Below are 21,329 nucleotides of genomic sequence, written 5' to 3' on the forward strand. Positions count from 1 at the left end.
AAATTATGGTTTGGTTTTTACCGCTTGGGGCATTGGAGGGGTTTTTGGCCCGCTTTTAGCCGGTAAAGTGGTAGACCTGACGGGGACTTATCTGTTGGCCTATAAAATTTCTGCTGCCCTTTTAGGCGGAGCGGTATTGCTTGCTTTACTTTTAAAAATACCGCGCTATGTCCTGGCCAAAGCGTAATTTTAGGGACGGTTCTGTCAACCACCATTTTCTGGGGCTGACAGAACCGTTTTTTTTTTGCTATTTTTTAAGCATTACGCAGGAGGGAGCTAAGAGCTTAACGGCAGCTTCCATGTAATTTTTAATTGGCTCGGTAGGGTCAAAGATGTCATTTATTCCAAGAGCCATGGCAACTAAATCGGTGATATCTTTTTGCCTTACTTTCGCATTTAAGGCGTTAGAAGTATAATTCATCTGTGAACCGCAGCCGGCACAGTTGGTAACGATATAATCTGCCTGGGTTTCTTCCGCCTCCTGAATCCGTTTTTGCCCTGAATAAGCAACGGTCGGCATGGAGTGAAACGATGCTACCAGTCCGCAGCAGAGTCCTTTTTCCCGGTTGTGCTGCATTTCCACTAACTCTACTCCCGGTAACGCTTTTAAAACATTTCTCGGTTCATCGTAAATGTTAAACCAGCGTCCGACATGGCAGGAATCGTGGTAAGTTACTTTAACATTTAGAGGCTGAGTGAATTTGAGCTTCCCTTCAGCGATAAGCCGGTTTAAAAATACGGTGACATGTTCGGTTTCAATATCCCAGTTAATCCCCAGATGGTGGGCCATCTCCGGATAGTTTTCGGTAAAGGTAGCAAAACAGCCGGGACAGGAGAGAATTAATTTTTTGATACCCCGGGCTTTTAAATTTCGGTAATTTTCCCGGACTTTTTCGGCAAACTGTTCTTGGTAACCGCCGAGAACATGATATAGACCACAGCATCCTTCTGCTTCTCCCAGGTACACAAAAGGTATGCCGGCCTTATTCATGATCCGAGCGATGTTTTGCGGCATATTTTTCATTATGATACTTGCCCAGCAGCCCGGCCAGTAGGCAATTTCACCTTCTTCCACATATTCAATATCCGGAAGCATCCAGTTTTTAGCCTCTTTTGGTACTCCCCAGAAGTTTCCGGTATTTACTACGTTATCTTTAACTAAATCCAAACCGGTGATAATATATCCCTTCTCGTTAACTATTGGTCTTAAGCCAATCCAGCGTTCGGCGTTAGGTAAATTGGTTTGACATACTACGTCACATTTTTTACAGGTAGTACACAGTACTAACGAGCTAACTAATTCTTCGCTGAGTTCAATTTCCCCTTTGGCGTACTGGTTTAATAAATACCATTTACCTCTGGGAGAGTTCGATTCCCAGGGGTCGGGCATAAAGACGGTACAATTGGTTCGGCAGAAACCGCACTGGGCACAAATATAACTTTCTTCCACCATTTCTGCCGGTAGTCCCTTTATGGCTTTACCGTTGCTATTTTCTTCTTTGCTGCCGCCTAATAGTTTACCGAGACCGCCTAAAAGGGATTTACTGAAATTAGCACTCTTCATTGCGGCGTTTAAAGCTTTTAAGGGAGAGTTCTTATCCAGAGATGGGGGAAGAATCTTGCCAGGGTTTAAAATACCGCTCTGGTCGGTTTTTTGTTTAAAACTTAAAATTTTTGTCACTAAATCTTTACCTAAAAACTCTTCCGCATAATCGGTAAAATACATGCCAAGGGCAAAAATCCGTCCCTGCATCTTAAAGGCCATGTCATTTACTACTAAGGAATTAGCGTAAAGCAGGGGGAAATTGAGTTTTCGTTCGTCCGCTAAAAGAAATCCCAAAAAGGTAATTTGGTCTTTAGCGGCAAAAGTGCCTTCAAAAGCAAATTCGCCTTTAAACTTATTTTTTGTTTCGGTTAAAAAGCGCCAGGCATGATTTTTTGGCAATAAAACTTCGGAAGCTACAATTGATGGACCAAGACGTTTTAAACGCATGGGATAAAAACGGTTGTTCCATTCCTCTTGAGCAACAGCGGAGGGCATTATTTGTCCGCCAAACCGGTTTAAGGTTTCCGTAAGGCTATCTAAATCTTTCTGGGTTGGAGATAGCAGGACAAAATTAAGAAAATATTTATCTTCAGGAAGAATATAGTGATTTTGGGCTTTTTGCTGAAGTTTTACAAATTCCGGGGACATTAAATTTACGGACCACAGGGGAAGATTTTCTTTTTCTAAACTATCCATTAATGCACTTAAACTTTCAAGCTCTGGAAAAGCTGCCAGTACGGGTACTTCTTCCTTTTTGGGCATAATTTTTAGCGTAACTTCGTAAATCAAGCCGGTGATACCTTCTAAACCGTAAATTAATTTTAGCTCTTCGCCTGCAAAAGTTTTTTCCGTTCCATCCCCGAGAATAGCCTTAACCTCTACGATATTTTCTGAAAAACTTCCAAACATATAACTACCGATACCCGTGCCGCCCTGGGCAACCCAGCCGCCAACGGTGGAACCGGGATAGCTGGTAGGATAGAGCCGTAACGTGTAACCGTAACGGTTTAGATACTCATCCAACTCCTGCCAGACAAGCCCTGGCTCAACGGTGACGGTTTGCTTTTCCGGGTTAAAGGAAATAACCTTTTTCATCCTGATAAAATCTACCACAATTCCACCTTTGGTGGGAACGGCTCCTCCAAAGCCAGCGGTAGCAGCGCCCCGGGGAACAATAGGAATTTTTGCCGTTTGCGCATACATTACTAACTGTTTAATTTCATCTTTACTTACAGGCTGAACTACAGCATCGGGCAGGGAGTTAAAAGTCTTTTTAACGGCACTCGGGATAACTCCCATGTCATGGCTGTAAAGAATTCTTTCGAGGTAATTATCCCGAAAACGTTCCTGAAAAATTTCCTTTAATTTTTCCATTTTTAAAACCTCCTGCAAAAGTTATTTTGAGAAACTTGTAACAAAAAATTATAAGAACAAAAGTCCCTTTACACCGTTTCACCTCCTTAAAAGAAAGAATATTCTTTCACTAATATTTATATAAAAAAGAATATTCTTTCTGTTGCATTTAAAAAATAAAATTACTTTTTTAAGGCATCAAATATTAGCTGGGCAGTGGTATCGATGATACTTGATAAAGGCTGGGTGATAATACCGTCAGTTTTTAATTCTATTAAACGCATGACAGGGCCGGAAATAAAAGCAGCTAAAAGTATCTGGTCAGTATCTTTAAAAGTACCTTCCTTTTGGCCAAACTCAACGATTTTTTTCACGGCTTCCAAGCCTTCAGCAGTGCAAATAGTAAAGTTGCAATCTAAAATTTCTTTGGGACGGGCGTGTAAAAGGTAGTTAACGGTGATTAAATCTTCATCGGCCCAGTTAAACATCATTTCTACAAAACCACGAATTTTTTCTTTAGCGGTGGCCTTTGTTTCAACCTGTAACTGGTAACGGCTTAAGAAGCTTTCCACCGCATCTTCGTGAATGACGCGGGCCAATTCCTCTTTAGAAGAGAAGTGATGATAAATTGCCCCAATACTTACCCCGGCATCTTTGACAATATCCGGGATACTGGTCCGGTGGTAACCTTTTTCAACAAAGAGTTTACGGGCTGACAGGTAAATTTTTTGTTTTATCTCTGTCTCAGGAGTTTTTTTTGCCAAATCCGCACCCCCACAGAAAGAACATTCTGTTTATATTATACCTTAAATTAAGATTTTGGCAAGGATAAATTTTTGTGTTATTTTGAATATGTAACAGAGTTTTGTGGAGGCTGGGGCCATTGGAAGGATTTTGGGAAAAGTACCAGACTTTTTTAGGAAATGCAGCGGAAAAATTAAAAGAAGTAATTAATGCTCCTCCTTTTCGCGGTTTAAGGATTAATCCAGAAAAAATTAGCGAAGAGGATTTATACAGACGCTATGGATATTTAGAAACGGTTCCCTGGTGCCCGGAAGGTTATTATCTTTCTGAAGATATGTTTTTAGGAAAAGATCCCTGGCACTGGGCGGGGGCATTTTATTTACAAGAGCCTTCGGCAATGCTGCCGGTGGAAGTTTTGGATCCAAAGCCAGGAGATAAGGTACTGGATTTGGCTGCTGCTCCCGGGGGTAAATCGACGCAAATCCTAAGCAAATTAAAAGGGGAAGGAATTTTAGTTGCCAATGAAGTAAATTCTTTCCGGGCTAAAGTGCTTACGGAAAATTTGGAACGGTGGGGCTATGAAAATTTTTTAGTTCTAAATGAAAGTCCGCCAAATCTTGAAGAAAAGTTTGAAGCTTATTTTGATCGGATTCTGGTAGATGCTCCGTGCTCCGGTGAAGGGATGTTTAGAAAAAATCCCAAAGCTATCGATGAATGGTCCATTGAGCATGTTCTGGGGTGCAGCGTGCGCCAGAAAAAGTTATTAACCACTGCAGCAAAACTCTTAAAAGAAGGAGGGGTAATGGTTTATTCAACCTGTACCTTTAATCCCGAAGAAAACGAAAGAGTGGTGGCTTGGTTTTTAAAACAAAACCCTAACTTTGCACTGGAAAGCATTGAAATCAAAGGGGTTTCGCCGGGTGTACCGGAGTGGGCCGAAAGTAACCTGGAGTTACAGAAAACCTTTAGGATCTGGCCCTTTAAACAAAAGGGGGAAGGACATTTTGCTGCACGAATGGTTAAATTGTTTGATGATGGAAAGAAAACGCATTTACCCAGGAAAGGTAAACCAAAAAGAAAAAAGGCAAATATGGAAGAGTTTAGCAAGTTTTGGCAGGAATATTTTACTGTACCCGAGCCGGAAGTAGTCTTTAAAGGAGAAAAATTATTTCTCATGCCGCAAAGTTTGCCGGATATAAACGGTCTAAAGGTGGTTTGTGCCGGCAGAGAACTTGGCGAAATAAAAAAGGGACGCTTTGTACCGTCCCAGACTTTAGCTTTTAGTTTGTTGAGCAAAAAATTTACTCGTGCTCTGGAATTGCCCGGGGAGCTGCTTCGAGCATTTATAAAAGGTGAAAGTTTTTCGGTACCGTGGGCGGAAGGCTGGTATTTAATCTGCGATAATGGTGTAGCTCTTGGTTTTGGGTACGTCAAAAAAGGAATATTTAAAAACCAATTAGCTAAAAATCTCCGTAGTTTCGCTTTTTAGCTGGTATAAGGTTTTTATAAAGACATCCAGCAAGTCGGGGTCAAAGTGACTGCCACTGCATTTTTTTATTTCGAGGATGGCTTCTTTGAAATTTAAAGGTTCACGGTACGGGCGGGTTGAGGTCATGGCGTCAAAGCTATCGGCCAAAGTAATTATCCGCGCAAGTAAAGGGATATTTTTTCCCGAAAGACCGTCGGGATAACCGCTGCCATCGTATTTTTCATGGTGGTGGTAAATTATTGGAATCAAAGGTTTTAAAAAAGATATGGGCTCTAATATTTCGGCGCCGATAACTGGATGTTTTTTAATTGCACCTGATTCTAAAAGGTTTAGAGGTCCCGGTTTATTGATAATTGCTTCATCAATCCAGATTTTACCCACATCGTGTAAAAGTCCTGCTAAATAAATAATTTTGAGGCTTTCCTGCTCAAGGTTTAAGTTTTTGGCCACATGGTAAGACAAAATGCTTACCTGACGGGAATGTTCTAAAGTATAGTGGTCTTTAAAATCAATTAAGGATAATAAAACTTTTAACGTTTTAAATAAGGTTTTTTCCGCCTGGTTAAAATCAGAAAGTATTTCATCCTCGATAGCGAAGTGGTTTAAGATGTTAAAGCGGCTTCTTTTAATCTGGTACATGGCTTTATCGGCAAGATCCAAAACCATTTGCGGAGTGGGAGCAATCCCTAAAGTTGAAGCTCCTACCGAGGCTCTAATAAAACCGCGAAAACGATTTTTCCCAATTACATAAGTATATTGTTTGATTTTTTCTGATATTCTTTGGGCTACATTTAAAGCAGTTTGGTAGTCAGTTGCTGGTAGTAAAACGGCAAACTCATCACCACCGTAACGAAAAACAAGGTCGTTTTTGCGTACGGAACTTTTTATGATTTTTGCGGTAGTTTTAATGATTTGGTCACCGGCTCTGTGGCCAAACATGTCATTAAACTTTTTAAAATTGTCCAGGTCGATCATGATAACCGAAAGGGGAAGCTTTGTTTGGTCTTCGGCTATTTTTAAAAGGCATTCCTGCAGGTAACGGTAATTATAAACGCCGGTTAAGAAATCTTGATATATACCTTTTTCCAGCCGGTATAAGAGCTGTAGATTTTCAATGACGTAAGCCGTATGATTTGCAAAAAAAGTCAAAAGTTCTAAGTCTTCAATAGTAAAAAAATCTTTTTCTTTATGAAATACTATAATTACACCCAAAGTTTTAGACTTTCCGACCATAGGAGCTGCAATAGCACTTTTGTGACCGTAGTAGTTAACTATTTCTTTGTTGGTAAGGGGAGAAGTGGTGGTATCGTTTATTAAAACAGGGTGTTTTTCCTTAAAAACATAAATACTGAGCCCCTGGTTTTCATTGATATTTTCCGGAAGTGGTTTAGCGGCAGATGAATAATGGGACTTTAGTTCAAATTCATATTTGGGGTTTTTGGGGATGACAATATTACATCCTAAGGCCTGCCATAAATCTTTAAGGTAAAAACATACCTCCCTTAAGATGTCATCGGGGTCTTTAAATTTTGCCAGCAGCTGATGAAATTCATTTACCTTTTGCAGGGGGTTTTTAAGATTGTTAACTCTAATATAGGCAGGTAGAGGATTTAACATAGTTACCCTCCCGCTTGTACTTTATATAGAGTATTTCTACATAAGATGGTAAAATCCTTTTTGATTTGCAAAAATTGTGAAAATGTATACATTGATTTTTATTTAAAAAAGGCGAAAACTATCTTGTAAAACAACTAAAGATATCCTAATATACAAGAGGTATTACTTTAATTTAACTTTGACGGAGGTAAAGTATGGACCTGAAAAAATATATTTATGATATTCCGGATTTTCCAAGTCCGGGGATTATCTTTCGGGATATTACCCCTTTGCTGCAAAATCCCGAAACTTTTCGCCGAACCGTAGAATTATTGGCCGAAAAGGTAGAAGAGTTAAAGCTTACCCACGTGGTAGCGATTGAGTCCCGGGGATTTATGTTTGGGGCTCCTTTAGCTTATAAGCTGGGACTTGGTTTTGTACCGGTGCGCAAGGGAGGGAAGTTGCCCCGGGAAAGTATAAGTGTTTCCTATGATTTGGAGTACGGAAGCAACACTCTGGAAATTCATACCGATGCGTTAAAACCGGGGGATCGAGTGGTAATTGTTGATGACGTCTTGGCTACTGGCGGAACCATGAAGGCAACGGTTGAGCTTTGTGAAAAATTAGGAGCGCAGGTAGAAGCCCTTTTGTTTGTAATTGAACTTTTACCCCTAAAAGGGCGGGAAAAGCTTGCCGGAAAAAAGGTAATCTCGCTTGTTCAATATTAGGTTCTTATCTCTTGGAAGGGATTTTGCGGGGAGTGAGTTAATATGAAAATTATTGTTTACGGAACACGGAAACGGGAGTGCTACAGTTGAGGAACGCTTCCAACTCAGGAAGAGTTGGTAAAGTTTTTAAAGCCAAGCCTGGAACGCCGCTTCGGTGGCAAAGTAAGCATCCAGTTTGTAGACGTGGAAGGAGAATTACCTCAAGAAGTAAAGGAAAAAATAAAAGAATACCCTTTGCCCCTGGTGTACTTTGACGAGGTATTTAAATTTGCCGGTACTTTAAATTACTCGGTGCTGGCAAGACACCTGGAAGAAGTGGGAATAAGAGAAGAATAACCGGGCACAGAAAGGCCCGGTTTTCTTTTGCAAGAAATTTGCATATCTCTTGTAAAGTTTATATTAAGTATGTTAGAGAAATGTAAAAATACCGGATGAAATCTTGAATTAATCTTTTCCATTATTAAAATATTAAAACGGAGGTGATAATGTTATGAAAAAAGATTCCTTAAAGGGTTTATTCTGGTATGAAACTTACGTAAAAATGATTACTGGCAACAAAAATAAAGGCCCCCAAAATTAATCTTCAACCCAGAACTCCCAGGCGCAGTAAAAATCGTCTGGATGCTCGTCCGGCGGGCAGGCCAGGCACCGGGTTTTAATCCGGGAATCAATGGTTTGAGCAAACCCGGAATATTCGGTTATCCCCACCGGCTTACAGGGAAAGTCTGGAAGATTTTTACGCTTGCGTGCTTCCTGGACCCGACAGGTTTTCATCTTGTAAATTAACTTGTTACCTTCTCTGGAGATTTCCTGCTGGTTTAAAAAGCCATACAGGCGAAACCGAAGGGCAACTTCTAAAGCTGCAAGGCCCCCGTTTTCCGGAAGTTTTAAAAAATCTTTAATTCGTTTGGCCTCGATGACTGTAAACTGGGCCCAGGCAGCTTCATCGAGCTCGATGGCTTTTTCCAGACCAAAATTTTTTTCCACCTCCAAAAACCAAAGGCCATCGTGAGCAAGCCATCTCTTGGCAAAATCCTCTAAAAGCTTTAAGGCCTGCTCTTTAGTTAAGTCTTGCGGATTCATCAAACCCCCTCCTTAAAGTTGTAAAAATTCGAAATATTTCCCCTATTTTGTTATTCGCTTTTTTATAAAAAAATCCTTTATAGTTATTTTTTTTATTAAGATTAAAAGGAATTGTTACAACTTTTGTCGAATATTACTCGCTTGAGGTGGGAATTTTGTCGAAAAAAGGCGTTAGGGTAATTTTTGGTATTATACTATTTATCGCATCTTTTTTAGTATTAGCAGCTAACCTGGCATTAGCTCGAGAGAAGGTTATCGTTGTTGGTGATAACGATTATCCCCCTTTATGCTATCTTGATGGTAACGATAATCCTGCGGGGTTTGATGTGGATTTAATTGTTGCAGTTGCCCGCAAGGCAGGAATTGATATTGAAATTAAGCTTTTACCCTGGGCTGAAGCCCGGAAAATGGTTGAAGATGGTAAGGCCGATGTCCTTTTGGGGGTAAATTATACCCGAACCCGGGCCAAGTTGTATGACTTTACCGAGTCGTATCTGGAAAACCGTCAGGTAATTTTTGTTAGAAGCGATAACTATGTGGTAAAAAGCTTTGACGATTTACGGAACCTGAAGGTAGGTGTCCAGAGGGCGGATGTCGCTTTAGACTTTATAGGTGATTATCCGGATATTACTCTGGAGTATTTTGAAAACCAGCAACAAGCTCTTAAAGCCCTCGGACAGAATGAAGTTGATGCGGTAATTGGAAATTATTATACCGGTCTTTACTGGCTGCAAAAACTGAATCTCGAAAATAAAATCAAGGTTGTGGGTATACCCCTTTCTATTACCAGGTACGGTTTGGGGGTTAAAAAAGGGCAAAACCAGGAGCTATTAAAAAAGTTAAATGGAGCTATCGTTAAATTAAAAACTACCGGAGAGCTTGATAGCCTTAAAACCAAGTGGTTTGGGGAATCTCCTTACGAGAAAAGACTATATTTTAACCGGATTCGTACATATGTTATCTTGGGAATATTTATTTTTACCGCAATCCTGCTGTTTATTTTATGGTTAAACCGTCTTTTACAGCAAAAAGTAGAACGGGCTACCTATGAGTTAAATTTAGCTTACCGTGAACTGGCCGCTCAAAAAGATTTAATGGACAAAATGTTAGAACATGAATTAAACGGTATTATAACTTTGGATGAAAATCGTATAATAAAAAGAATAAACAACAGCGCCTTAAGGATATTAGGAATTTCCGAAAAACAGATGGAAGGAAAACATTTTTCTTTTACACCGCTTAAAGATTATTTTCCTGAGCCTTTTTTAGAGCGAGCTTACCAGGGACAGACCTGTTCCCTTAATGAACATCGGGTGGTTGTAGAGGGACAGACGAAATATTTAAGCATAAACTTTATAAGCATTCCTTCAATTAGGGCGGTATTAATTAATTTTAGAGATGTGACCGAAGAAAAAAAGAGCCTTGAGTTAATGATCAACCGGGATAAATTAATAACCGTTGGCCAGCTGGTAGCGGGTTTTGTTCATGAAATAAAAAATCCTCTTTTTACGGTAAAAAGTTATTTAGAGCTGTTGCCGCTTAAGGCAAATGACCCTGCCTTCCGGGAAGAAGTTATTAATATAATAAAAAATGAATTGGACAACGTACAAAAATTGATTAATGATTTACTTAATTACGCGCGTCCGCAAAACTCGAAAAAAGAGATGGTTGTTTTAGAAGAAGTAATTGCTCCTTTATTGAATTTATTAGAACCGCAGTTTATTGCCAAACAAATAACGGTATTTAAAGAAAACCTGGGTTTTGCGGTTTATGCTGATCCCATGCAGTTAAGGCATGTTTTTATGAATCTTTTGTTAAATGCTATCGACGCTATCCAGGGTAAGGGTGAGATAAAAATTAAAGCTGCGGAGTACGGGGACAAAATAAAAATTGAGGTACAGGATACCGGAGTAGGTATCCCACCTCAGTACTTAAATCAAATTTTCAACCTCTTCTTTACCTCTAAAAAGGATGGCAACGGTATAGGACTTGCCATCTGCCAGAAATTAATTCAGGAAAATGGGGGCAGTATTTTAGTCGATAGTACTCCGGGCGCGGGTACGACCTTTACCATTTTTTTACCCAAAGGAGTTCCCCTAACTGTTCAAGATGAGAAGGTTGGGTAAGCTTTTTTAATAACTCTTCCGGCAGTTTCGCCCGGCCGTAATAAATACCGGCCAGGGCACCGGCAAGGGCGGCACGACTGTCGGCATCGCCGCCTAAGTTGGCGGATTTAACGATTATGTCCAGGGGATTATCTTCGGCAAGGAAAATATAGACCGCTGCTTCGACGGTATCGGTGACAAAACCCCCGGTTTTTAAGTCACAGGCGTTTAGATATGATAAACGGTATAATCTTTCCCGGGAAGCTCTGGCTTGAGCCAGAGTTTCTCTTTTTAGATAGAAGTCTGATTTTTTTAAGGCTTCTTCATATGCTTTTAAACGGTTTTTAGTTTGTAAAAGCTCTTTTAGAAAAAAGCCGCAAAAAACTACCAGATAATCGGTCACAGGATGGGGATGGGTAAGTCTTGACAGGATTAAAGCATATTGCCGGTAAACTTCATCGTCACCATAAAAAAGGGCTGTAGGTATTATACGAGGTAGACTGCCGTTTCCACAAAGCCTTTCTCCCAGTTTGCTAATTAAATAATTTTCAATTTTTTCCAAATCAGCGCCAAAGATGCCGTAAGCTTCCAGGGAGGTTCTGGTAGCAATACCGTATAATTCGGGCCGTTTGGAAATTTCTTTTTGCAGTTCTTCCAATAAGTAAGGAAAAGGATTTTCCGGATCTTGCAAGATTGCTTCGGCGGTTTTAGTTAAAATTATGGTTTCATCGGATCCTTCTCCGGGGGGTAGGTTAAAAGGACCGCCGCCGGCTATGTCCTGAAAGACGCCGTATTTGTTTCTAATTTCTTTTTCTTCCATATTTTCTAAAGTAACTCCCAAGGCATCCCCCAAATAAAAGCCTAGAAGACAACCGGTATATTTTTCTTTCATAAAACCTCTCCCTTACATAAAATAAAACAAAGTTAGGTAAACCATGGAGATTATTATTGATAATAGCATCAGAGGGAAACCGTAAATAAAATATCTTCCATAACTTATAGGATACCCTTCTTTTTCGGCAATTCCGGCAACAATAACGTTGGCCGAAGCACCGATAATCGTACCGTTACCGCCAAGACAGGCTCCTAAGGCTAAAGACCACCAGAAGCTTTCCATTATTTCCGGGGAAAAGGATGCCAGTTCGCCCATGGTTTTTATTAGAGGTATCATGGTGGCGACAAAAGGAATATTATCGATAAACGCTGAAGCTATGGCTGAAACCCAGAGGATAAACATTCCGGTTAGATATACATTGCCTTTAGTTAATTCTAACCCCCAAACGGCTATATTATGGATTACTCCGGTTTCTTCTAAAGCTCCAACCATGATAAAAAGCCCTAAAAAGAAAAAGATCGTGGGCCACTCTACCCCTAAAAGGACGTGTTCAATATCCTTACCGGAAATTGCCAGAAAAACCATGGCCATAAAAAGGGCGACGGTTGCCGATTCTAAGTGAAATAGTTGATGAAGACTAAAACCTAAAATTGTAAGGGCAATGATAATTAAACTCTTTTTTAATAAAAGATAATCGGTAATTTTGTGTCTGGGATCTAAAGTTAAAAGATTTTGTTTTAATTTATCGTCCACCGCAAAACTTTTTCTAAATAGAAAGTAGAAAATAGTAGAAGTTACTATAAGTATTACCAAAACAACCGGGGTAAGGTTAATTAAAAAATCAATAAAGCCAAGATGGGTTTGGCTTCCGATCATAATATTGGGAGGGTCCCCAATTAACGTGGCTGTACCGCCAATATTGCTCATTAAGATTTGGTTAATTAAAAACGGGTAAGGAGAAATATTAAGGGCCCGGGTAATGGTCAAGGCTACCGGCACAATCAGTAAAACAGTAGTCACATTATCTAAAATTGCCGATAAAAAAGCGGTAATTAAACCCAGAACAATTAGAAGTGCTATAGGATTGGCCCGGGTGAGATGAACCGCTTTAAGGGCTAAATACTCGAATAAACCGGAGTGCTTGGTGAGAGCTACGATAATCATCATACCTAAAAGAAGGCCCAAAGTATTCCAGTCGATGTAGTGGATTGCTTCTTCCTGGGTTAAGGTGCCGGTAATTAAAATCACGGTTCCGCCTAAAAGGGCAATGGCTGTTCGGTTTATTTTTTCGGTAATGATAAATAAGTAACTCACTAAAAAAACAGCAATAGCAATAAACATTAGGCACCTCCGGGCTTTTATTTTTTATCTTACCATTTATAAAAGAAAAGTATCAAATTTAATACAAAAGCCGCGCTTATGCGCGGCTTAAAAAAATCGTTAGAAGTAAAATAGGAGAAGATAAATCATCGAAATTACTATCGAAACCAGCATTAAAGGAAAGGCTATTTTCATAAAACCCATAAACGAAATCGGATAGCCGTTTTTCTCAGCTAACCCTGCCACAATTACGTTAGCTGAAGCACCGATTATCGTACCGTTGCCGCCCAGGCAGGCCCCTAAAGATAAGGCCCACCACAGCGGCTCTAAAGCCTGTGGTGTCATGCCGGCTAAAGCACCCATCTTCTGAATTAACGGAATCATCGTGGCCACAAAGGGGATGTTATCAACAAATGCCGAAGCTATGGCCGAAAGCCAGAGAATTAACATCCCGGTTAAAGTGAAATTACCTTTGGTTGCTTCCAGGCTCCAGCGGGCTACCCGGTCGATAACTCCCGTTTCCACAAGGCCTCCTACCACGATAAACAAGCCGAGGAAAAAGAAAATGGAAGGCCATTCCACGGTTAAAAGCACTTCCTCCGGCTCGTCCCGGCTGATGGTTAATAAAAGAGCTGCACCAAATAAGGCGATGGTGGCCGATTCTAAACCAAGTGCACCGTGCAAAATAAAGCCAAGAATGACGAGGCCTAAAACAAAAAGGCTTTTCTTTAAAAGGGCAAAATCTTTAATTTCGTCAATTTCATTTAAATCAAGTAACTTCTTTTTTAATTCTGCTGACACATTAAAATCTTTACGATAAATTAAATAAAAAAGAAACATGGTTGCAATATGGATTATTGCTACGACTGGAGTTAAATTCTTAAGAAAATCTAAAAAGTCCAAGTGAGTTTGGCTGCCAATCATAATGTTGGGCGGGTCACCGATTAAAGTGGCGGTACCGCCGATGTTACTGGCTAACACCTGTGAAATAAGAAAGGGAATAGGATTTATCCCCAGCCGGTCAGTTATAGTGAAGGTTACCGGAACAATTAGTAAAACTGTTGTAACGTTATCTAAAAATGCCGATAAAAAGGCAGTAACGGTAGCCAGAGCTATTAAAATATAAACTGGCTCACCTTTGGCCCATTTAACCGCTTTTACCGCCAGGTACTGAAAGACTCCTGTTTTCTTGGTAATGCCGACAATAATCATCATGCCAATTAAGAGACCCAGGGTATTCCAGTCGATGTGGTGGATTGCTTTTTCTTGAGAGACAATTCCAAGAATAATTAATAAAGTACCGCCTAAAAGTGCGGCAATGGCCCGGTGAAGCTTTTCGGAAATAATTAAGGCATAGGTCCCCAAAAAAATGGTGAGGGCAATTAACGATTGACCCATTTCCTTCTCCCCCTTTTAGTGAATCATAAGCCGTAATTGTCACCATAAATTCATCTTAAAACATAATAAATCCTTTGTAAATGTTTGATAATTTAAAAACTTATTGTTTATAAAAAAGTATCTTTATTAGGGTGCATGAATGTTTTAATATATTAGGAAAGACCTCTAAATTATAAAAATCCACAAAAGAGGAGTCGTTATGTTGTATAAAGTAATAGAAGAAAATTTAGCTAAAGGGAAAAAATGTATTCTGATTTCCCGCTTATTTTCCGAGGATAAGCTTCTTTTAGCTGAAAACGGTGAACTTCTTTTTGCCGCTACCGATAAATCGTTGGGGCTTAAAAAATATTACACCGGGGAAATTAACGAACCGGTATATTTAAAAGAGGAACAAATTTTCGTTGAACCTATTATTCCTCAAAGAAAGCTTCTTATCCTTGGAGCAGGTCATGTGGCTCGACCTTTGGTTACTTTTGCCCGGGAACTGGGCTTTCATATCACCCTTTACGATGACCGTCCAACCTTTGCCACAAGGCAAAATATTCCGGGGGCCGATGAGTACGTATGCGATAGCTTTGAACGGGTTTTAGAACATGTTAAACCCGCGGAAAATTTAGCAGTGGTAGTAGTTACCCGGGGGCACCAGCATGACCTTACCTGTGTGGAGCAGTTTTTACCTTATAAACTGGCCTATCTTGGAATGATTGGTAGCAGGACTAAAGTAAAAGCTGTATTTAAAGCTTTAAAAGAAAAAGGCTTTACCGAAAGCGAGTTAAAAAAGATTTTTGCACCTATTGGTTTAGACCTTGGGGGGACAGAGCCGGCAGAAGTTGCGTTGGCTATCATAGCTGAAATTCAGGCGGTTTATTACCATAAAACTCCAAAACATCGTAAACTCCCGGAGGTTTGATATGGAGACCTTGAATTTTGAGTTTTTAAAGGAAATAAATAAAATTCTTGAGGAACAACCCGGGGTGTTGGCCACGATAATTGCCACCCATGGTTCAACTCCAAGAAAACCCGGAGCCCGCATGTTGGTTTTGCGAGATGGTACTACCATCGGCTCCATCGGGGGCGGATGCGTGGAAGCGGAAGTAAAAAGGGAAGCCCTAACTCTTTTTGATAATCCGCAAAAAAAGTATGCTTTGGTAAAAAGCCAATTAACAGACTTTTTGGCGGGAGAAGAGGGGATGATCTGCGGAGGAAGTCTTGAGGTTTATTTAGAACTTTTAACTTGAAACCTGAAAATTTTGGCGATTATTGTTACAATTTTAAGTAACATGATAGAATAAAAAAAATTAATTTTTTTGGAAAGGGTGAAAAGATGGCAAGACGAATAATCCAGGTAGAAGAAAAGCTACCTCTGTTGGAAACGTTGCCGCTCAGTTTCCAACATCTTATGGCAATGTTTGGGGCGACGGTTTTAGTGCCGCTTCTGTTTAAAATTGATCCGGCAATTGCTTTATTAATGAACGGCATTGGGACACTGCTTTACACCTACATTACCCGGGGTGGAATTCCTGCTTATCTTGGGTCCAGCTTTGCCTTCATTGCTCCTACCTTACTTATCATGTCTAAATGGGGTTATTCTGTTGCCCAGTCTGGTTTTATCTTTTTTGGTTTATTCTTCATTGTGGTTTCCGGAATTATTTACATAGCAGGTACCAAATGGATTGATATAGTGTTACCACCTCCGGTGATGGGGGCCGTAGTTGCGGTAATTGGTCTGGAGTTAGCACCGGTAGCGGCCCAAATGGCGGGAATTGCTCCCAGCGGACAAAATTGGACAATGGATCCCAAAGTAGTCATGGTTTCCATGTTTACTCTTTTGGTTGCAATAATTGGGTCAGTAGTTTTCCGGGGTTTTTTGCAGATTATTCCGGTTTTAATTGCCATTATAGCCGGATATTTTTTTGCCTGGACTCAGGGGATGGTAGATTTTTCAGTGGTGGCTAAAGCTCCCTGGTTTAAAATACCAACCTTTAGTACACCTCAGTTTAATTTAAATGCCATTATAGTCATGGCGCCGGCAGCTCTTGTAGTATTGGCAGAACATATTGGTCATTTAATAGTTACTGGAAATATCGTTGAGCGGGATCTGGTGAAAAAACCGGGTCTTCATTTATCCCTATTTGCCGATGGTGTAACTAACGTAATTTCCGGTTTTACCGGCTCTCCTCCCAACACTACCTATGGCGAAAACATTGGGGTAATGGCGATTACCAGGGTTTATTCGGTATGGGTAATTAGAGGGGCTGCAGTATTAGCTATTATCCTCTCGTTAATTGGTAAACTTGCTGCAGCAATCCAAACCATTCCCCGGCCGGTGATGGGCGGAATAAGTCTTTTACTGTTTGGAGTTATAGCTGTTTCAGGTATTCGGATGTTAATTGAACAAATGGTTGATTATGGGAAAAATGTCAATTTGGTTTTATCGGCAGTAGTTTTTATTGTAGGAGTAAGTGGAGCTAAAATAACTTTAGGAACGGTTGAAATAAAAGGCATGGCTTTAGCTGCAGTAGTAGGTGTGATCTTGAGTTTAATTATTCACGGTTTAAATTATTTAGGGTTATTAAATGAGAATCTTACCGTTTCAGAAAATCTTGTTCGCAAAAATGAATCTTGATTAAACCGGCATTAAATTTTATGCCGGTTTTCTTACTTTTTTAGGAGAAAAATGTTAAAATAACGTATGTAGTAGCAAAATACAGGGAGAAGTTTTATGGGCATAAAAGAGGTTATTCCTTATTTTTTGACAACTCTGTTAGATATTGCTATAGTTTCCTTTGTTATTTACAAACTTTTGGTTTTAATTCGGGGAAGTCGGGCCGAATCCCTGTTAAAAGGGGTTGTGATTTTACTTTTAGCGAACGCTTTAGCAAAAGCCCTGGGGTTAAACACTGTAAGCTGGCTTTTGAAACAGTCAATGACTTTTTTAGCGGTGGCCCTGCCCATTGTTTTTCAACCGGAACTGCGCCGGGCTTTAGAACAGCTTGGCCGGGGCTCTCTTTTTAAAACTACCCTTACCGAAACCGATGAAAAGCAGTTAAGGCATAATATTGAAATATTAACCGGTGCCGCGTTAAAGCTTTCCGAACAAAAAATCGGGGCACTTATCGTGGTGGAGAAAAATACCGGTTTAAATGAATACATAGAAACGGGAATCAGGATAGATGCCGAACTTTCGGCGGAGCTTTTAATTAATATCTTTATTCCTAAATCACCTCTTCATGATGGGGCGGTGATTATTCGTAATGGCCGGATAGCTGCTGCTGCATGTTTTTTACCGCTGTCCCATAATGATTTTTCTTTAAAAAATCTCGGTACCCGTCACCGGGCTGGATTGGGCCTTTCCGAAGAGACCGATGCAGTGGTGTTAATTGTATCGGAAGAAACGGGAGTAATCTCCCTGGCGGTGGAGGGGAAACTTTACCGGTATTTAAGCCGCGAGGAACTGCAGCGAAAACTTACTGAAAATCTTTTATTTTACCGGGAAAGCGCCAAAAAATGGAGGTTTTAAAACTTGCGGGAAAATTTAATTTTAAAAGTAACATCGGTATTTTTGGCGGTTCTCTTATGGTTTTACGTAGCAAACGAAAAAAATAATTTTCTTCCCTTTTACAAGAAAGAAGTTAAAGTAACGCCGGTAATTACCGGCAAACCGGCTCCGGGGTACCAAATTGTACGGACGAAAATAACTCCCCCCAAGATACAGGTTTCCGGCTGGATTCCCTCGGGGGTTTTGCAGGATACGGTATTTACGGAAGAAATTAATATAGATGGGGCCAGAAAAAGCAAAAAGGTTACAGTTTCCCTTATTCGGGAAGATGGGGTATATTACAGCACTGATAGGGTCGAAGTATACATTGAAATTGACAAGAAAAAATAAAATATCTATAATTTCATTGATATTGGCAACCTAAAAGGTGACGATAATGCTTTTTAAAATAAGTAATTTAAGGTTAAGAATCGAAGACGATGAAGCAAAATTAAAAACCGAACTGTGCCGAAAATACGGTTTGAGGGAAGATAAGGTAATATCCCTGAAAATAATTAAAAAAGCCGTTGATGCTCGTAGAAAAGAGCGGCTTTTTTTTGTGTATACGGTTTTGGTGGATCTTGCTATTTCTCAGGAAAAAGCGAAAAGACTCTTAGAGGACCAGTATGTTTCTATCCCGGAACCGGAAGTGGAAGATTTTCATAAGCTAAATGTAGCTTTAAACCAACCGGTAGTGGTGGTTGGGGCAGGTCCGGCAGGCCTTTTTGCGGCTTTGTCTTTAGCAAAAGCTGGCTTTCCGGTTTTACTGCTGGAAAGAGGGAAGCCTGTAGCCGAACGGGTAGAGGATGTGCGGGAGTTCTGGCAAAAGGGGAACCTTAATCCCGAGTCCAATGTGCAGTTTGGGGAAGGCGGAGCGGGGACTTTTTCCGATGGCAAACTTACTACCCGCACCCACGACCGGAGGATTGCTTTAGTTTATAAATGGCTTTTGGCTGCCGGAGCTCCCGAAGAGATTTTTTATCTTGCCAAACCTCATATAGGTACCGACCGCCTGCGGGAGGTTGTAGTTAATTTAAGGAAGGAAATAATCCAATTAGGTGGGATGGTTCGCTTTTCGGCTAAAGTCACGGGATTATTGGTGGAAAAAGGGAAAGTTGTAGGTGTTGTAGTAAACGGCCGGGAAGAGTGCCGGGCAGCGGCGGTAGTTTTAGCAATAGGCCATTCGGCCCGGGACAGTTTTTCCATGTTATTAAATGCAGGTATTATGATAGAGCCCAAGCCTTTTGCTATAGGACTAAGAATTGAACATCCGCAAACCCTAATTGATAAAGCTCAATATGGCCGGTATGCCGGGCATCCCAAGTTAGGGGCTGCCGAGTACCAGCTTGTCTATAAAAACAAGGAAATGGGGCGGGTTACTTTTAGCTTCTGTATGTGTCCTGGCGTGGTGGTGGTTGGAGCTTCCTCTGAGGAAGGCGGTGTGGTTACTAACGGGATGAGCTATTACCGCCGGAACGGGAAATTTGCCAACAGCGCTCTTGTGGTATCGGTAAATCCCGAGGATTTTTACGAAGGGCCTTTGGGTGGAGTTAAATTCCAAAGGGAGATTGAGCGAAAAGCCTATAAAATTGGCGGCGAAAACTACTATGCGCCGGCGCAACGGGCTGTAGATTTTCTCTCAGGGAAAATAAGTAGTTTTGAAGAAGTAGCCAATGCTACTTATAAACCGGGAGTTATAGCTTCCGATTTAAACGATCTCTTTCCCGAATACGTAAATCAAATGCTAAAAGAAGGCCTGATGGATTTTAATCGGAAAATACCGGGCTTTATTGAAAAAGGAATATTAACGGGGCCGGAAACTCGAACGTCTTCACCGGTGCGGATTACGCGGGACGAAAAGGGGATGGCTTTAGGTTTTTTGGGACTTTTTCCTGCCGGGGAAGGGGCCGGCTATGCCGGCGGAATAGTAAGTGCTGCAGTAGACGGGATAAGAGCGGCGGAAGCGGTTATAAAATACCTGACAAAGGAGGAATGATGATGGGTAAGCTTTTTGGTACCGATGGGGTGCGGGGTGTTGCTAACCGCGATTTAACTCCGGAACTGGCTTATAAACTCGGTAGAGCTGCAGCCTATGTGTTAAAGGAAAAATATAATGGACAGGGAATAGTGGTAGGGAAGGACACCCGCATTTCCGGAGACATGTTGGAATCAGCCTTGGCTGCCGGAATTCTTTCCGTTGGCCTTAATGTTTTAAGAGTTGGGGTTATGCCTACACCGGCTATTGCTTATTTAACCCGGGAATTAAAAGCTACTGCCGGGGCAGTAATTTCTGCTTCGCACAATCCCATGGAAGATAACGGTATTAAATTTTTTAGCGGTTCGGGTTTTAAACTTCCCGATGAAATCGAAGAAGAAATTGAAAAGTATGTTTTAGGAGAAAAGGAAATTCCCATCCGGCCAATTGGTGCAGAAATAGGCAGGGTACGGGAAATTTCCGATGCGGTATTACTTTATAAATCTTTTGCTAAAAATACGGTAGAACTTCCCTTTAGTGGCCTTAGAGTTGTGGTGGATTGTGCCAACGGAGCTGCTTCTTACGTTGCTCCCAAAATTTATGAAGAACTTGGGGCGGAGGTTATTCCTATTTTTAACACTCCCGATGGTACCAATATTAATGCTAACTGCGGTTCGACCCACCCGGAAGCTTTAATGCGGGCGGTGGTGGAGGAAGGGGCCCATCTGGGTCTTGCCCATGATGGTGATGCTGACCGGGTGCTGGCGGTGGATGAAAAGGGAAATTTAGTTGACGGCGATCAGATTATGGTGATTATTGGTAAGTACTTAAAGAAAAAGGGTTTATTAAAAAATAACCGGATAGTGGTAACGGTAATGAGCAATTTGGGGTTAAAAAAAGCTTTTGCCCGGGAGGGTATTGAAGTTTTAGAGACGAAAGTTGGTGATAGGTACGTTTTAGAAGAGATGTTAAAAAATGGAGCGGTTATCGGTGGCGAACAGTCCGGGCACATTATCCTTTTAGACCATAATACCACCGGTGATGGAATTATTACCGCTTTACAGCTAATGCAGGTAATAGTGGCTGAAGGGAAAAAGCTATCGGAACTTGCTCAGGAAATGCCCAAATTCCCGCAGGTCTTAAAAAACGTGCGGGTTTTGGATAAAGAAAAAATTATGGCATCAGAGGAACTTGCCAAAGCCATTGCCCGGGGTGAAAAAAAGCTCGGGGAAGGAAGGATTTTGGTTCGGCCTTCGGGAACCGAGCCACTAATTCGGGTTATGGCGGAAGGAGCTGATGCAAAACTTACCGAGGAGGTGGTGGATGAGATTATAGCGGTTATCGAAAAATTATAGGCAATTTATTACCTTAAAGCGCCGGGACCCCTTTTGGGGTTGACGAGGTGGAGGTTTATCGAGGTATCGGCGGATGCCTCCCGGCTTATCGCGGCCGTTAAAGGCGTCGGACAAAACCGAAGAGCAATCTTCGGGACAAAGGGCGCCGGGCGAACTAGAGGTTAGAGGTTGGAAATTAGAGGTTGGAGAAAGCGCAGTTAAAGAATTGTCGGCAGGAGCCGACCCTACAAAACCCCGTTAAATAAAAACGGGAAAGGTATTTTA

General features: G+C 41.0%; 19 protein-coding genes and 1 pseudogene. 13 read left to right on the forward strand and 7 right to left on the reverse strand.

Features of this window, described 5'->3' with window-relative positions; genetic code table 11:
• A pseudogene (locus tag CARFE_RS14265) lies at window positions 1-187 on the forward strand (L-lactate MFS transporter); the annotation flags it as partial.
• 60 nt (window positions 188-247) lie between these two features.
• Here CARFE_RS14265 and CARFE_RS0104495 read toward each other — a convergent pair.
• Together CARFE_RS0104495 and CARFE_RS0104500 are read right to left on the reverse strand one after the other, a co-directional pair.
• Window positions 248-2,920, reverse strand: coding sequence for an FAD-binding and (Fe-S)-binding domain-containing protein (locus CARFE_RS0104495; RefSeq protein WP_028051893.1), 2,673 nt, complete (start codon window positions 2,918-2,920; stop codon window positions 248-250).
• A 161-nt stretch (window positions 2,921-3,081) separates the two neighbouring features.
• Complete coding sequence (locus CARFE_RS0104500; protein WP_028051894.1) at window positions 3,082-3,663, reverse strand: TetR/AcrR family transcriptional regulator; 582 nt, start codon at window positions 3,661-3,663, stop codon at window positions 3,082-3,084.
• 119 nt (window positions 3,664-3,782) lie between these two features.
• On the opposite strand from CARFE_RS0104500, the gene CARFE_RS14270 reads away from it, so the two are divergent.
• Window positions 3,783-5,132: an RsmB/NOP family class I SAM-dependent RNA methyltransferase gene (locus CARFE_RS14270; protein WP_051250153.1), complete on the forward strand. Its 1,350-nt coding sequence runs from the start codon at window positions 3,783-3,785 to the stop codon at window positions 5,130-5,132.
• Here CARFE_RS14270 and CARFE_RS14275 read toward each other — a convergent pair.
• Window positions 5,100-6,749 carry a diguanylate cyclase gene (locus tag CARFE_RS14275; RefSeq protein ID WP_051250154.1) on the reverse strand — a complete coding sequence of 550 codons (1,650 nt, stop codon included), beginning with the start codon at window positions 6,747-6,749 and terminating at the stop codon, window positions 5,100-5,102. The two genes, CARFE_RS14270 and CARFE_RS14275, sit on opposite strands and share 33 nt — an antisense overlap.
• Before the next feature lie 194 nt (window positions 6,750-6,943).
• Between CARFE_RS14275 and CARFE_RS0104515 the strand changes: the two genes are divergently transcribed.
• Together CARFE_RS0104515 and CARFE_RS0104520 are read left to right on the forward strand one after the other, a co-directional pair.
• Window positions 6,944-7,456 (forward strand): adenine phosphoribosyltransferase, encoded by a 513-nt coding sequence (locus CARFE_RS0104515; RefSeq protein WP_028051895.1) that lies wholly within the window; start codon window positions 6,944-6,946, stop codon window positions 7,454-7,456.
• A 114-nt stretch (window positions 7,457-7,570) separates the two neighbouring features.
• Window positions 7,571-7,792: a hypothetical protein gene (locus CARFE_RS0104520; RefSeq protein ID WP_028051896.1), complete on the forward strand. Its 222-nt coding sequence runs from the start codon at window positions 7,571-7,573 to the stop codon at window positions 7,790-7,792.
• A 240-nt stretch (window positions 7,793-8,032) separates the two neighbouring features.
• Here CARFE_RS0104520 and CARFE_RS0104530 read toward each other — a convergent pair whose 3' ends face one another.
• Entirely contained in the window at window positions 8,033-8,539 is a 507-nt protein-coding gene (locus CARFE_RS0104530) for a DUF6125 family protein (RefSeq protein ID WP_028051897.1), read from the reverse strand.
• Window positions 8,540-8,694: 155 nt separating this feature from the next.
• Between CARFE_RS0104530 and CARFE_RS0104535 the strand changes: the two genes are divergently transcribed.
• The gene (locus tag CARFE_RS0104535) at window positions 8,695-10,665 is read left to right on the forward strand and encodes a transporter substrate-binding domain-containing protein (protein WP_028051898.1); all 1,971 of its coding nucleotides are present in this window, start codon (window positions 8,695-8,697) and stop codon (window positions 10,663-10,665) included.
• On the opposite strand, the gene CARFE_RS0104540 is transcribed toward CARFE_RS0104535, so the two are convergent.
• From CARFE_RS0104540 to CARFE_RS0104550, 3 genes are all read right to left on the reverse strand, one after another.
• A complete protein-coding gene (locus CARFE_RS0104540; RefSeq protein WP_028051899.1) occupies window positions 10,607-11,536 on the reverse strand; it encodes an ADP-ribosylglycohydrolase family protein in 930 nt (309 codons plus the stop codon). The genes CARFE_RS0104535 and CARFE_RS0104540 overlap by 59 nt on opposite strands.
• Before the next feature lie 12 nt (window positions 11,537-11,548).
• A complete protein-coding gene (locus tag CARFE_RS0104545; RefSeq protein ID WP_028051900.1) occupies window positions 11,549-12,820 on the reverse strand; it encodes an ArsB/NhaD family transporter in 1,272 nt (423 codons plus the stop codon).
• Window positions 12,821-12,919: 99 nt separating this feature from the next.
• Window positions 12,920-14,197: an ArsB/NhaD family transporter gene (locus CARFE_RS0104550; RefSeq protein WP_028051901.1), complete on the reverse strand. Its 1,278-nt coding sequence runs from the start codon at window positions 14,195-14,197 to the stop codon at window positions 12,920-12,922.
• A gap of 199 nt (window positions 14,198-14,396) precedes the next feature.
• Here CARFE_RS0104550 and CARFE_RS15500 point away from each other — a divergent pair, with 199 nt between their 5' ends.
• The 8 genes from CARFE_RS15500 to CARFE_RS16165 all read left to right on the forward strand — a co-directional run bounded on the left by CARFE_RS15500 (window position 14,397) and on the right by CARFE_RS16165 (window position 21,306).
• Window positions 14,397-15,107: an XdhC family protein gene (locus tag CARFE_RS15500; protein ID WP_051250155.1), complete on the forward strand. Its 711-nt coding sequence runs from the start codon at window positions 14,397-14,399 to the stop codon at window positions 15,105-15,107.
• A gap of 1 nt (window position 15,108) precedes the next feature.
• Window positions 15,109-15,435: an XdhC family protein gene (locus CARFE_RS0104560; RefSeq protein WP_051250156.1), complete on the forward strand. Its 327-nt coding sequence runs from the start codon at window positions 15,109-15,111 to the stop codon at window positions 15,433-15,435.
• An 86-nt stretch (window positions 15,436-15,521) separates the two neighbouring features.
• Entirely contained in the window at window positions 15,522-16,823 is a 1,302-nt protein-coding gene (gene uraA / locus CARFE_RS0104565; protein WP_028051903.1) for a uracil permease, read from the forward strand.
• Between the two features lie 96 nt (window positions 16,824-16,919).
• Window positions 16,920-17,717 (forward strand): diadenylate cyclase CdaA, encoded by a 798-nt coding sequence (gene cdaA / locus CARFE_RS0104570; protein WP_028051904.1) that lies wholly within the window; start codon window positions 16,920-16,922, stop codon window positions 17,715-17,717.
• 3 nt (window positions 17,718-17,720) lie between these two features.
• Window positions 17,721-18,086, forward strand: coding sequence for a CdaR family protein (locus CARFE_RS0104575; RefSeq protein ID WP_028051905.1), 366 nt, complete (start codon window positions 17,721-17,723; stop codon window positions 18,084-18,086).
• 46 nt (window positions 18,087-18,132) lie between these two features.
• A complete protein-coding gene (locus tag CARFE_RS0104580) occupies window positions 18,133-19,731 on the forward strand; it encodes an NAD(P)/FAD-dependent oxidoreductase (RefSeq protein ID WP_028051906.1) in 1,599 nt (532 codons plus the stop codon).
• A gap of 2 nt (window positions 19,732-19,733) precedes the next feature.
• The gene (gene glmM / locus CARFE_RS0104585) at window positions 19,734-21,065 is read left to right on the forward strand and encodes a phosphoglucosamine mutase (RefSeq protein ID WP_028051907.1); all 1,332 of its coding nucleotides are present in this window, start codon (window positions 19,734-19,736) and stop codon (window positions 21,063-21,065) included.
• Window positions 21,066-21,138: 73 nt separating this feature from the next.
• On the forward strand, window positions 21,139-21,306 hold the full coding sequence (locus CARFE_RS16165) for a hypothetical protein (RefSeq protein ID WP_154652719.1): 168 nt from the start codon (window positions 21,139-21,141) through the stop codon (window positions 21,304-21,306).
• Window positions 21,307-21,329: the final 23 nt, after the last annotated feature.

The organism is Carboxydothermus ferrireducens DSM 11255 (genome assembly GCF_000427565.1).
Taxonomy (GTDB): domain Bacteria; phylum Bacillota; class Z-2901; order Carboxydothermales; family Carboxydothermaceae; genus Carboxydothermus; species Carboxydothermus hydrogenoformans.

Coding starts and splice junctions, on each gene's coding strand:
- CARFE_RS0104580 (WP_028051906.1), top strand. CDS start 18,133: ATGCTTTTTAAAATAAGTAATTTAAGGTTAAGAATCGAAGACGATGAA.
- uraA (WP_028051903.1), top strand. CDS start 15,522: ATGGCAAGACGAATAATCCAGGTAGAAGAAAAGCTACCTCTGTTGGAA.
- CARFE_RS0104530 (WP_028051897.1), bottom strand. CDS start 8,539: ATGAATCCGCAAGACTTAACTAAAGAGCAGGCCTTAAAGCTTTTAGAG.
- CARFE_RS14275 (WP_051250154.1), bottom strand. CDS start 6,749: ATGTTAAATCCTCTACCTGCCTATATTAGAGTTAACAATCTTAAAAAC.
- CARFE_RS15500 (WP_051250155.1), top strand. CDS start 14,397: ATGTTGTATAAAGTAATAGAAGAAAATTTAGCTAAAGGGAAAAAATGT.
- CARFE_RS16165 (WP_154652719.1), top strand. CDS start 21,139: ATGCCTCCCGGCTTATCGCGGCCGTTAAAGGCGTCGGACAAAACCGAA.
- cdaA (WP_028051904.1), top strand. CDS start 16,920: ATGGGCATAAAAGAGGTTATTCCTTATTTTTTGACAACTCTGTTAGAT.
- CARFE_RS0104540 (WP_028051899.1), bottom strand. CDS start 11,536: ATGAAAGAAAAATATACCGGTTGTCTTCTAGGCTTTTATTTGGGGGAT.
- CARFE_RS0104515 (WP_028051895.1), top strand. CDS start 6,944: ATGGACCTGAAAAAATATATTTATGATATTCCGGATTTTCCAAGTCCG.
- CARFE_RS0104545 (WP_028051900.1), bottom strand. CDS start 12,820: ATGTTTATTGCTATTGCTGTTTTTTTAGTGAGTTACTTATTTATCATT.
- CARFE_RS0104550 (WP_028051901.1), bottom strand. CDS start 14,197: ATGGGTCAATCGTTAATTGCCCTCACCATTTTTTTGGGGACCTATGCC.
- CARFE_RS0104495 (WP_028051893.1), bottom strand. CDS start 2,920: ATGGAAAAATTAAAGGAAATTTTTCAGGAACGTTTTCGGGATAATTAC.
- CARFE_RS0104560 (WP_051250156.1), top strand. CDS start 15,109: ATGGAGACCTTGAATTTTGAGTTTTTAAAGGAAATAAATAAAATTCTT.
- glmM (WP_028051907.1), top strand. CDS start 19,734: ATGGGTAAGCTTTTTGGTACCGATGGGGTGCGGGGTGTTGCTAACCGC.